This window comes from Shimia sp. MIT1388, assembly GCF_047124445.1.
Classification (GTDB): Bacteria; Pseudomonadota; Alphaproteobacteria; order Rhodobacterales; family Rhodobacteraceae; genus Shimia.
On record NZ_CP138921.1, the window covers coordinates 2,893,465 to 2,906,253 of the forward strand.

At 58.5% G+C, this 12,789-nt stretch carries 6 protein-coding genes; 2 read left to right on the forward strand and 4 right to left on the reverse strand.

Features of this window, described 5'->3' with window-relative positions; translation table 11 throughout:
* Nucleotides 1-194 precede the first annotated feature (194 nt).
* Complete coding sequence (locus SIB92_RS14380) at nt 195-752, reverse strand: helix-turn-helix domain-containing protein (protein ID WP_412552694.1); 558 nt, start codon at nt 750-752, stop codon at nt 195-197.
* Between the two features lie 157 nt (nt 753-909).
* Between SIB92_RS14380 and SIB92_RS14385 the strand changes: the two genes are divergently transcribed.
* Nucleotides 910-2,085, forward strand: a complete 1,176-nt coding sequence (locus SIB92_RS14385; RefSeq protein WP_412552695.1) for an acetyl-CoA C-acyltransferase family protein — start codon at nt 910-912, stop codon at nt 2,083-2,085.
* Nucleotides 2,086-2,195: 110 nt separating this feature from the next.
* Here SIB92_RS14385 and pbpC read toward each other — a convergent pair whose 3' ends face one another.
* On the reverse strand, nt 2,196-4,235 hold the full coding sequence (gene pbpC, locus SIB92_RS14390) for a penicillin-binding protein 1C (protein ID WP_412552696.1): 2,040 nt from the start codon (nt 4,233-4,235) through the stop codon (nt 2,196-2,198).
* A 1-nt stretch (nt 4,236) separates the two neighbouring features.
* A complete protein-coding gene (locus tag SIB92_RS14395; protein ID WP_412552697.1) occupies nt 4,237-9,675 on the reverse strand; it encodes an alpha-2-macroglobulin family protein in 5,439 nt (1,812 codons plus the stop codon).
* A gap of 158 nt (nt 9,676-9,833) precedes the next feature.
* On the opposite strand from SIB92_RS14395, the gene SIB92_RS14400 reads away from it, so the two are divergent.
* Nucleotides 9,834-12,014: a response regulator gene (locus SIB92_RS14400; protein WP_412552698.1), complete on the forward strand. Its 2,181-nt coding sequence runs from the start codon at nt 9,834-9,836 to the stop codon at nt 12,012-12,014.
* Here SIB92_RS14400 and yaaA read toward each other — a convergent pair.
* On the reverse strand, nt 11,999-12,772 hold the full coding sequence (yaaA, locus tag SIB92_RS14405) for a peroxide stress protein YaaA (RefSeq protein ID WP_412552699.1): 774 nt from the start codon (nt 12,770-12,772) through the stop codon (nt 11,999-12,001). The genes SIB92_RS14400 and yaaA overlap by 16 nt on opposite strands.
* Nucleotides 12,773-12,789 lie beyond the last annotated feature (17 nt).

Sequence of the window (12,789 nt, forward strand, 5' to 3'; positions counted from 1 at the left end):
AAGTCGGCATGTTTGGAGTGTAGCACGCCTCTTGCCACGGGCTGCAATCCCGGGGCGCGCCTGACCCTCCCCACGGGAGGGCGCTTTGCAACGTTTCAAGAAACGGATCGGTTTCGCGGCTGGTAAGTTGCCTGCCAAAATCTAGTGCAGTGAAAGCGCCCACCCAGGGTCAGGCGCCCCCTAGTCGCCAAACCTCAAGCGTTCTTCACAATCAGAAACACCCGCGCGGGCTCTGTGGCTTCAATCGCATGGGCCACATCCGCCGCATAGCGCGCCGTGTCGCCTTCCGCCAAGTCCTGCGAAGCCGTGCCGCTTGAAACGCTCACAGCACCGGACAGCACCGTCAGTTGCTCGGTCGCCCCACGGGTATGCGGCGCGCTTTTCAGGCTGCCACCCGCCTCAAAGGTGATGTCATAGACCTCGTGGCCGCCCACATCTTCGGGTGGCGACAGGATGCGAATGAGACAAAGATGTCCCATATTGTCAAATCGCGGCACGTCGGACGCGCGTAGCACATCCACCTTGTCCCCCGCCTGCGCATCCAGCAGACCGGCAAAATCCACCTGCAATGCCCGCGTCAGGTTCCACAGGGTCGCAATAGTGGGGCTGCTTTCACCGCGCTCGATCTGACTCACCATCGAGCGACTCACGCCCGACAACTTTGCCACCGCGTCCAACGACAACCCCTGCGCACGGCGGGCCTCCCGCAACCGCGCGGGCAAAAGTTCTAAGATAGGCAGATCGTTACTCATGCCCCCAAATGCGGGACTAACCCGCCTTTTGTCAATCAAGGCGTGCGCGCGACCTCCGTAAGACTACGGGCGCAGGCTCTGTGACGCACCGTTCCACCTGACTCCCCGATGCTGCACCTGCATACTGCAGCCAAGACGATTTCAGGAGGAGACGACCATGTCGGACATCGTAATTCTGGGCGGAGCACGCACCGCCATTGGCACTTTTGGCGGCTCGCTGGCCAACACCGCCCCCATTGATCTTGGCACCGCTGCCGCCAAAGCCGCACTGGAACGCTCCGGCGTCGAAGGCGGCCAGATCGGCCATGTGGTCTATGGCCATGTAATCAACACCGAGCCGCGCGACATGTACCTTTCCCGTGTTGCCGCGATGCAGGCGGGCATCCCGGACACCACCCCGGCGATGAACGTGAACCGCCTCTGCGGCTCCGGTGCGCAGGCGATTGTCTCCGCCACGCAGTCCCTGATGCTGGGCGACGCCGACTTCGCGCTTGCCGGTGGTGCGGAAAACATGTCCCGCAGCCCCTACATCATGCAGTCCCAGCGCTGGGGCCAGAAGATGGGCGACGTGAAAACGCTGGACATGATGCTGGGCGCGCTGAACTGCCCGTTTGGCACCGGCCACATGGGCATCACCGCTGAAAACGTTGCCGACGAGCACGATGTCACCCGCGAAGACATGGACGCCTTTGCACTGGCCTCTCAAGAACGCGCCGCCGCCGCCATCAATGCTGGCTACTTCGACGAGCAGATCGTACCGGTTGAGGTCAAGGTGAAACGCGACATGGTGCCTTTTGCCCGTGACGAGCACCCAACCGCCTCAACCATGGAAAGCCTTGGCAAGCTGCGCGCCGTGTTCAAGAAAGACGGTCGCGTGACCGCGGGCAACGCCTCGGGCATCAACGACGGTGCCGCCGCCATCGTCATGGCCCGCGCCGAAGCCGCAGAGAAAGCTGGCCTGACACCCAAGTTCCGCGTGTTGGGTTACGCCCACGCCGGTGTCCGTCCGGAGGTCATGGGCATTGGTCCGGTCCCAGCAGTGGAAAACCTGCTGGCCAAAACCGGCCTAAGCATTGCCGACTTTGACGTCATCGAGTCCAATGAAGCCTTCGCCGCCCAAGCGATCGCCGTGAACAAAGGTCTCGGCCTTGATCCGGCCAAAGTGAACCCGAACGGCGGCGCGATTGCGCTCGGCCACCCGGTTGGCGCAACCGGCGCCATCATTACCGTGAAAGCCATGTACGAGCTAGAGCGCACCGGCGGCTCCAAAGGTCTCATCACCATGTGCATCGGCGGCGGTCAGGGCATCGCCATCGCGATTGAGCGCATCTAACGCGTCACAAAGCACTCTGGGCCAAAGGTTAACGCCTTTGGCCCCCAAAATAATGCACCTCCGCAAAACAGTCGTGATACCGACACAATACCGACGTGCAAAACCAGTGGTTAATCCACCCAAAATGTGACCCGATCCGACGCCCCTTTGGCGTCAATTACCGTCACCGTCGCGCTGCCTTTTCCAACCAGCGGCACCACCATTTCCCGCAACCGACTTTGCTGCACAACCGGCGCCCCGTTGGCCAACACGGTGAAGGGCAAGGCACCATTTTTGACCTTCAAAATGACCTCGCTGTTACCACCTTCCAAGGTTGCCCCATCCGGCGGAAACGCCACTGCGAGCGCATCCTCAGGCTTTTCAAACAGCGCATTGCGACCGCGAAATTTCCGAAGTGGCTCAGGTAGTTGGCCGGTACTGACAATCAACGTCTCTGGCGGCGGAGGGCCTAGCGGCGTCAGCTCCGGCGCGATCCGCTGGAACACCTCAAACAAAACCGGCGCGGCCACTTCGGCCCCAAAGGCGCCCGGCACCGGCGTCCCATCCGGCCGCCCAATCCAGACCCCGGCCACATGTTGCCCATCAAACCCAATTGCCCAGGTGTCACGGTGCCCATAAGACGTTCCGGTTTTATAAGCCAACCCATTACGCGACGCCCCTTTTGGCGGCGCAATCCCAGACAGGATATCCCCCAAATGCCAAGCCGTTGATCGACTCATAACCCTTTGTTTTGGTGAGGTTTCTTCCTCTAACTGCCAGCGCAACTCCTGCGCCAATCCACCTTGAGGGATCAGGGCATAAAGCTGCACCAACTCTTCCAGAGACAACCCCACGCCACCTAGCGCCACAGCCAATCCAGCGACACCGCCAGGCACCTCAGGCGCCGTCCCCGCCTTGCGCATGGCTGCCATCAAATTGGCAGGACCAATCTCGTCAGTCAGCAAAACCACGGGCAGATTCAGCGACTGCGCCAAAGCCTCCCGCACCCGCAACTCGCCACGAAAGCGCCCGTCAAAATTCTGCGGCGCATATGTCCCAAACCGCACCGGCGCATCGGTGATCAAGGTCTCCGGATGTACCAGCCCTTGATCAAAAGAAATCCCATAGACCAACGGCTTAAGCGTCGACCCGGGGGAGCGCTTGGCCTGTGTCATGTCGACAAACCCTTGACGGTGATCACCGCCTGAAAACCCCGCCGACCCTAAAGACGAGAGGATCTCCCCGCTGTGATGATCCGCCACAACCATGGCAATGGACACGCGATCCTCCAAGCCTCGCAAGGCCTTAACCGCAAGCGCCTCCAGAGAGGTTTGCAGGTCTCGCGACAAGGTCACCTGATGCACAACAGCCTCCGGTCGCTGCGCCACAGCCCGATCCGCCATATGCGGCGCGAGGCTCGGAAACGCCCGCCGCTGATTTGGCACCGGTGTCGTCAGAGCCGCCGACGCGGCCTCTTCCGTCAAGACCCCAGCAATCACAGCCCGTTGCAACACGCGCTCCCGCGCCTCTGTCGCGGCTTTGGGATGCCGATCAGGCCGTCGCCCGTTGGGGCTTTGCGGCAACGCCACCAACAGCGCCGCCTGCGCAGGCGTCAACCGATGTGGCTCTTTCCCAAACCACGCCAGCGTCGCCGCGCGTATTCCTTCCAGGTTCCCACCAAACGGCGCATGTGCCAGATAAAGCGCGAGAATTTCTTCTTTGCTCAGGGTTTTCTCTAGCGCCAAGGCCACCCGGACTTGCCGAAATTTGCCCTGCCATGCACCTGTGCCTGAATCCTCTAGTAACCGTGCAACCTGCATGGTCAAAGTGGAGCCACCGGAGACCACTTCGCCATTCCAAACAGTTTGCCCCACGGCCCGCAAAACCGCCCAAGGGTCTACCCCTGCATGGGACCAAAAGCGCCGATCCTCATAGGCCACCAGCATGTCGATGTAGCCCGGATCAACCGCATCCAATCCAGTGCCCATGCGCCACAGGCCGTCATCTACTGTATAGGCGCGCAGCAGTTTCCCTTCACGGTCAACCACTTGCACCGAAGTGTCGACTAGCAGGTCAGGCAGCTTCGTTTCTGCAATCCACCGATCTACGCCATCCCGAAACGCAGCTGCCATAAGCAGCGCAGCAACGAGAAGGAATGGCGCGAACCGCATGTTACTCGGTCACAATCAGACGGGTCGCATCGGTGTTGGCACGGTACTGCGGGCGATACATGTCTTCCACCGACGCGGCTGGATGATGATACGCACCCGGAGACACCGCGCGCACGATATACGCCAACCTAAAGGGTTGATCTGATTGCCAATCCACAGCAGCCAGGAACCGATCAGAGCGGAACTCGCTGTGCTCGGCAAAAGTCGGTTGCAGCCAGTCCAAAGCCCGCACATCCCCGCTCGACAGCAAGTTCGGATTATCAATCTCAAACCCGGCTGGCAGCGGATCATTGACCATCAAACGCGCGCCAACTTTGCTGGACGGCGTGACCGTCAGCACCGTGACGAAGCGATCGCCCGTTGTCACCTGCGGACCGGTGACCTCTGTGCCTTCCATGGTGAAATACTGGCGCGACAGTTGGTACCCATAGCCACCACTCTGGATTGGGTACGTCGGCACACCAACGGTGGTGACCGTAACCGGTTGCGGCGCATCTCCTTCATTTTTCAACGCAAAATCCGAAGTCATGGCGCTGTCAGGCACACGCTCTAGCAACGGCCCATCCAAGGCCGCACCATTCAGGCTCAGCGTATTGGACCCGGCGTCCTCAATCAACGCATGCGCCGCCATAAGCGACCACACTGATTCCTGCGTAGAAAGATCACGCCCCGGCGCCGTCACCCGTGTCAGCAGGGCATTGCGATCCATCGCCGCGCTGCCTGCCTCAACGGCCAAGGTCAAAGCTCCCGCCGCATCACGCAGGTTGGTGCCATAATCCACACGCCACAATGGGCTCTCGTTGCTCTGCGATTGCCCTTCAATCAACCTTGCAGACTGACGGAACATAAAATCAGCACGGGTCTGATCGCCGTAAAACCCTAAAGCCGCCCCAAGTTGTGCCGCTGCCAAAGGTGTCGCAAAGGCCTCCGCTTTTACATCAGCGTAGTAACGCAAATCGCCCATGTTCGCCGCGCCTTCGCGGGCCAAGACCATCAGCGCATAGGCCAAGTCCTCGCCACCTTGGTCAAAGTCAGGCGCATAGTTCACACGATTGCGCAGATTGTTCATGGCCTGCGTGAAAGCCAACTCGGTCACGGCATGCCCCTGCGCCTTTGCACGAGACAGGAAGTCGCTCACATAGGCGTCCAACCAGAAATCACCGGGCGCAGGCTGCCAAAGCCCAAAGGCCCCATTGCTGGACTGACGGGTGAGCACCAGCTCGATGGCGTCGGCAATCCGGCTGTCCAATGTCTGGCTTGCCGCCAATCCGAGAGCATCGGCCACATCCTCGAAATACAAGAGCGGCAGAGTTTGGGACGCGACTTGCTCGGTGCAGCCGTACGGATAGCGATCCAATGCCCGCATCAAACCCGGCGCGTCAAACCGTGCCAACGCTCCGGACGACAAGACCGCCTCGGCTGTGCCTGGCCGCAAGTCCGCAAACAGATCAGAGCCTAACGTGAGGCTTTCGCCTGCCGCCAACACCACCTGACGGGTTTCGCTTATGGCTGGGTCGTTGTCTCGAACCGGCAGCACAAGTTTCTTGGTGAGCAGTTTTCCGTCCGGCGTCGTCAGCGCGACGTCAATGCTGTGGTCGCCAACATCTTGCGCCACAAGTGGCACGGACAAACGGGCAGAGCCCAGGTCTTCCAATGTCAAACCGGACGGGACTGCATCCGTCGCCAGTGTCACACCGTCACTCGCCACCACATCCAAACCCATGCGCCCGGAGGGACCTTCGGCATGAACAAACTCCAACAGCAGACGGCTTTCATCCCCCGGTGCGAGGAACCGCGGCAGGCTTGCGGTCACCACAACTGGATCACGCACAAGCACCTCTTGTTCGGCCTGACCGACACCGGTTGCAGACCAAGCCACGGCCATAAGCCGCACAGCGCCATTGAACTCCGGAATGTTGAACTGCACCTGTGCCATGCCATCGGCGCCAACTTCGACAGGACCTTGGAAATAGGCCACAAGCTCTTCTGTTGGCGGCGGCGAGTCAAAACTCGACCCGGCATTGGCATCACCGCCTGACCGCAACGCCCCCATGGAACCAGACATACCATTGATCAAGCGACCATAAATGTCTCGAATTTCCATGCCCAAGCGACGTTGGCCAAAATAATGACCCGACGGATCTGGGCTCTCAAAGCTGGTCAGATTGAGGATACCCACATCCACAGCTGCCAAGGTCACAAAAGCGGTTTCGCCCTCTGCCACACCGTCAACTTTCAGGGACACATCCAATGGACCACGCGGCGCAATTTGCGCCGGGGCGATGAGGTCAACCGACAGCTGCTTGGCGCCCGGATCCACCTTTGCATAGCTGAGCCCGAGCGCCCGCGCTGGGTTCTTGCCAGCTGGCACATCAGAGGGCCGGATCACCGAAGCCGTCACATATGCGCCTGCCCCCCATTCATCCGTGACGGTCAGCGGGATCAGATTTTCGCCTTCACTGACCTCCACCGCCTGCATGGAAATCAACCGGTTGGACATCACAGAGATAAGCGCCGTTCCTGCAAAACGCGGCACCAGACGCAACTGCGCAGTGTCGCCACTGCGGAACATGTCTTTGTCCAATGACAGTTCCAGCGTGTCCGGGGTTTCGCTCGCATCCACCGGCGCATACCAACCCGCGTAGAACTCAACGGCGCTAGACACAAAATCGCCGCCGGTCTGTTCCACCACAATCTCGTAGCGGCCCCAATCCACCTGTGCAGCAACGTCCACAACGGCGTCACCCAGCGTTGCAGATCCATTGGCCACAGCTGTGCGGCGCGTGGTTGGTTCCCACTCCCAGCTGCCGCCCAATTGGTACCACTGATAGCGTGTTTCCACGCGGTTGATAGTCCATTGTACTGGCATGTTCGTGCGCGACAGGTCGGATGCCAAGGCCAACAGTTCAAACCGAGCCGTGCCACCCTCCGGCACGACATCCTCGTCAAATTGTGGTTTGATCCCGATCAGCGCGGTTTGCGCGGCAACCGGATGGGACATTCGGCGCTCCACTGGGCGGCCAGAGCCTTCAAGCACACGCATGGTGATATCCGCAGACAGCGCGCGCCCTGCCGCATCTTGAGATGGCAGCGGCAGGAAGATATCTGCACGGCCTTGGGCATCCGTTACATCGCCATAGAAATATTCCGTTTGACCATAGAAAGGCTGGTCATAGCGGCCAAAGCGATATCCTTCATACCCTTCAATCTCGGACTGCGCCCTCAGGGTGAGCTGCCCTTCAACACTCAAATCTGCCGCTGGTGCACCAAACAAATACCGCGCTTCGAGCGCAAGCGGGGCTGGATCATCCTCGGTCAAAGGGCTACTTGGCGGGGTCATCTCAAAATCGATGCGTTCCGGCAAGAAATCCTCAACGAGCACCTTGGCTGTGGCCAAAGCCGGGGCCTCCAGGTCGGACTTGAACTCCAACGTCCAGCGGCCACGTGGCACGGTCATTCCAAGCGGCATGTCAAACACGTGACCACCGGCAACACCCGCAGTTGACACCTCGCGGCTGTACTCCACACCATCGGGGCGAGTCAAAATGGCAGTCACTGGCAAAGACGGCAGGGCTTCGGCGACTGGACCGCGTGCCAATGCTGTCACATGGATGGTCTCACCCGCGCGGTAGGCACCTCGATCCGTTGCTACAAACAGATCAATTGGTGGCGCCGCGGGGCGGCCCTCGACACCACGGTCAGACAGATCAAACGCTGGATCTGTGAGAGACAGGAACGTAAAATCCTCTCCCGTTTCGACCAATAACAACGCCGGTGCTTGCGCGCCGTTGCCACGTGTCAAACCCGCATCAAACCGCGCATAGCCCTCTGCATCACTGGAAACAGTTCCCAAAACGCGATTGGCCCTGGAAATCAGCGATACTTTGGCCTGATCCATGGCCGTGGCATCGGACAAGCGGCGCACAAAGGCGTGCAAGCCGTCCGTTCCGTTCAAGCTGGTCAAGCCAATATCAGACAGCAAGAACCATTGCGTGGCGGCGGTTTCATCGTATTTATCCGCGCCTGGCAGATCGGCGGTCAATGCATAGACGCCAGCCGGCTGACCCGCGACCAAATCTGCCATCGGAAGACGGGTTGTCACGGTCTGGTTCAGTGTATTCTGAACCTCGCCGGTTCCGGTCCAGATGGTTTCTGCCACATCGCGGGCAAAGTCATCCACTTGCCAGTAACTCAGGGGTTGTCCAAAGTAACTGTCCTGAATGGCGCGCAGAATGTTGCGGTCATTCACACGCTGCAAGGTCAGGTCCACCTCATCCAGATTTACGGTCTCAATCGGAAGGCCCGCATCTTGGCTGCGCGGCAAAACATAGGCCCGCCCTCCAAAGGCCACACTTGGGCTGCGATCGCGCACATAAGCGTTGAGCGTAATGTCCTTGATCAGCGTTTCGCCACTTTGTGCCGGCAGACCTTCGCGGAAGGTCACTTCGAGGCGCTGCCCATGTGTAAGCCCTTCAACACAGATGCGGCGCTCTTCGACGTTCAAGGCCATTTGCGAGGTTGGCAGCTTCACAAACGGCGCGTAATCCTGCCCAACCTTAATCAGAGGTTCATTGAACTCCGCACAAAAACGCGACTCTTCTAGATCACTGTCCACAACATGCTCAGACACACGGAACCCATATTTGCCAATGGCTGCGTCCAATCTCTGCGCCACATCAGTGCGCGGTTGGATCGATTCGGCCAGCCGAAGGCTACGCAGCACCGCTTTGCCCCGATCCTGCTCCTCCAGTTGGTCTGCCATCAAGATCAGAGCATTCACGCGTTCCGCGCGATCTTCCGCCCGTAGGTAGGCGTTGATGCTGCCGAGGAAAGCGCGCTCACGATAGGTGCGGGTTTCCGAAGACTTGTCGCTTTTCAGGTCAGCGTTCAGGCGCGCATATTCGTGCCACAGGTCACTTCGGTCCGATTTTGCCAAGGCGCCGCCGGTCCAGCGCATGGCGCTCAGATTGTTGCCTTCGGCGCGGCGTTCTTGCGCCGCATCGAGCATTGCTTGCACGGTCCAAGGACCGCCAGCATGATACCGCCCGATATTGGTGGCCAGATCTTTGGCGTGGTCAAAGTCAGATTTTCTCAGAAAGGTCAGGTCTTCTGCGCGCCCACTCGCCAAGAAATGCGCACCGCGCGGTGTCTCAAATACTTCCGCGGACAGGGCGCCTTCGTAAGGTTGACGGTCACTGATTGCAGATTTTGGGAAACAGGCATTAGATTTCTGATTGAAGGTAAACGCCACACAGTCCTGATTGGCCAAACAGGCCCCAATGCAAGCGTCGTAGGTCGTATCAAACAGGTTTTGCAGGTCCGATCCGTAGAAATCCACGTCGCGGCTCACGACGATACGGCGATCCGGCACAAATGTGTCTTCGGCATATGCCAAACCAGAACAAACAGTCAAAATTGCAGCCACAAAAATACGAAACATTAGGCTTCTCCATCAATCAATGGCGCAATGGTGCCATGGGGGCCACGGACTTGGCAACGATAAGAAATTCAGCAAATGCAGCCTATCCGATTAAGCAGATATTCATGGACATTTGAGAGAACGACGAACAACGGATTGGACGATTTAGGGATCGGCGTATGTCGCTGGCGCAAAAACTTGCGGACGAAAGACGGGCACGTTTGGCAGCCGAACGCTTGCTGGAGCTGAAAAAGCGCGAGCTTTATGCAGCCAACCGCAAGCTGGGCAAACATGCTGCGCAATTGTCCAATGAAATCGTCGAAACCCGCGCTGAATACCAAACCGTCGTCAACGAAAACAAGAAAGTCCGCAACGAACTTGAGACTGCCAAAGAGCGTGCGGACAAAGCGGAGCAGCGGCTGTGGCATTCCATCGCAACGATTCGCGATGGTTTCGCTTTCTTTGATGCCAAAGGCAAAATGATCGCCGCCAACCCAGCGTATCTTGCCATTTTTGAAGGTGCTGACCACATCAAACCCGGCATCAGCTATCAGGAAATCATGGAGTTTGCCGCCCATGAGGGGTTGTTTGTGCTCGAAGACACCTCGCCTGATGACTGGTGCAACATGATGGAGCAGCGCTGGCACGACAACGAACCGGAGCCGGTGATTGTCCGACTTTGGAACGAAGAATTCCTGAAACTGATCGACCAACGGGATCAGGGCGAAGACCGCGCCAGCCTCGCGATGAACATCACTGAATCTGTGCGTAAAGAGGCCGAACTTCAACGGGCGCGTCAGGAGGCAGAGGCCGCCAGTCAGGCCAAATCCGCCTTCCTTGCGAACATGAGCCACGAGCTGCGCACCCCAATGAACGGCGTGGTGGGTATGGCCAGCCTGCTGATGGACACCACACTAAGCGAAGAACAACGTCTGTTTGCCTCCACCATCAAAAACTCAGGCGAGGCGCTGCTCTCCATCATTAATGACGTGCTCGACTACTCTAAGCTGGGCGCCGAAAACGTTGGCCTGCGGACAGAGCCGTTTGATCTGGAGCGCTGTATCCACGAGGTCATGACGCTGCACCAGGTCTCCGCCCGTGAAAAAGGCGTGGAACTGTTGGTGGATTACGACCTGTTCCTGCCCACAAAGTTTGTCGGCGACATCGGACGTATGCGTCAGATATTGACCCACCTTGTGGGCAATGGCGTAAAGTTCACCCATCACGGGCATGTTCAGGTGCAGGTGGTAGGTGTGATCACCAATGACGGCTCTGAGGCGGTGATCCATGTGACCGTGCAAGACACCGGCATTGGCATCCCGGAAGAAAAACTCGACCACATCTTTGGTGAGTTCAACCAGGTCGACACCAGCCAGAACCGCGAGTTCGAAGGCACTGGTCTAGGATTGGCGCTGACCAAACAGCTCGTAGGTCTGATGTCCGGCGAAATCTGGGTGGATTCTGTTGTGGGAGAAGGGACCTCTTTTGGGTTCCGTCTCTCTATGCCGATCGAAGAAGACTGCGAACAGCTGCCGATCCCGCTGCCCGATAGTGTCCAGCACATTCTTGTGGCCTCTGATGTCGAAGTGAACAGCGACCTGCTGCACAAGCAGTTAGAGCAAATGGGCGCGACAGTGACCATTTGTACGGACCAAACCCAGGTGCTGCTGCTGGCACCACATGTGGATTTGATTCTGGCGGACCACACCCCGACCGGCATCAACGCCCGCGAGTTGAGCACCGAGCTGCAAAAAATGGAAGTCACCACACCGATCCTGGCGCTGACCAGCGATCTGAAGGTGTTTGCCGGTATGGAAAAAGACTCGCTGGTGAAGGCGATTTTGCAGAAACCGGGCTCGCGCGCCGAGTTGAACCTCGGCATTGCCAAAGCCGCCAGCGCTGGCACGTCTCAACGCAGCAAACCAACCAAACGGCGCATGCGTGTGTTGTCCGCAGAGGACAACAAGACAAACCGCCTGGTGTTGGAAAAGCTGCTCAAGTCACTGAACATTGATCTTGAGTTTGCCCACGATGGCGTTGAAGCTGTCGAAAAATTCAAATCTTACGAGCCTGACCTGATCTTTATGGATATCTCCATGCCGCGTATGGATGGCACCGAAGCCACCCAGAAAATTCGCGAGATAGAAGAGGCCACCAAAGGCCACGTGCCAATTGTTGCGCTGACCGCTTTGGCCAACGATGGCGATGAGGAACACATCTTGTCACACGGTTTGGACAGGTATCTGACCAAACCATTGCGCAAGAAGGAAATCTTCAAAGTGATTGCCGAAGTCTATACCGGCGAGACTGTGGATCCGTTCCCAGAGCCTGAAGAGCTGCCGCTTCAGGCCTCCGGATAATCGCGCAGGAACACCCAGCGGTCACCTTCGGACATGTCCGGCTGGAAACGGTAGCCGCCGTAGTCAAAATTCTTGAGCCCTTCCGCCTCGGTCAGGCGATTGTGGATGACGTAACGCGCCATGCTGCCCCGCGCCTTTTTGGCAAAGAAAGAGACGATCTTGGCCTCGCCGTTTCGCTCTTCCATGAACACCGGCGTGATGACGCGCAGCTTCAGCGCCTTCAGGTCAACGGCGCCAAAATATTCCTGGCTGGCGCAGTTGACCAATGTGTCGGTGTTCAGCTCTTCCGCCTGCGCGCGCAACGCTTTGGCTGGCGCCTGACGCCAATACTCATAGAGCGACTTTCCGCGACGTGTTTTGAGGCGGCTGCCCATTTCCAGACGATAGGGCTGCATCGCATCCAGCGGGCGCAAAATGCCATAGAGACCTGACAATATCCGCAAGTGATCTTGTGCCCAGGCCATCTCATCCGTCTCTAGGCTGGCCGCATCCAAACCAACATAAGTGTCGCCCGCAAAGGCATGTACAGCAGGACGTGTCAGATCTACTGATGGAGCCTCTTCAAAGGCCTTGAACCGATCGCGGTTGAGTTTCGCCAAGTCCAGGCTCAGGTCCATCAGTTTGCGCAGATCGGCAAGCGTCAAATTGCGCGCCGTCTTGGCCAAACGCACGGCGTCTTCCTGAAACGCGGGCTCCGTCATCGGGCCCTCAACCGGGTCCCAATTCAAGCGTTTGGCAGGCGAAATCACAACGAGCATTTGGCGGTCCTTCTGTT

Excerpts from the sequence above, each read along its gene's own strand:
- SIB92_RS14395 (WP_412552697.1), bottom strand. The coding sequence starts at position 9,675 with ATGTTTCGTATTTTTGTGGCTGCAATTTTGACTGTTTGTTCTGGTTTG.
- yaaA (WP_412552699.1), bottom strand. The coding sequence starts at position 12,772 with ATGCTCGTTGTGATTTCGCCTGCCAAACGCTTGAATTGGGACCCGGTT.
- SIB92_RS14380 (WP_412552694.1), bottom strand. The coding sequence starts at position 752 with ATGAGTAACGATCTGCCTATCTTAGAACTTTTGCCCGCGCGGTTGCGG.
- pbpC (WP_412552696.1), bottom strand. The coding sequence starts at position 4,235 with ATGCGGTTCGCGCCATTCCTTCTCGTTGCTGCGCTGCTTATGGCAGCT.
- SIB92_RS14400 (WP_412552698.1), top strand. The coding sequence starts at position 9,834 with ATGTCGCTGGCGCAAAAACTTGCGGACGAAAGACGGGCACGTTTGGCA.
- SIB92_RS14385 (WP_412552695.1), top strand. The coding sequence starts at position 910 with ATGTCGGACATCGTAATTCTGGGCGGAGCACGCACCGCCATTGGCACT.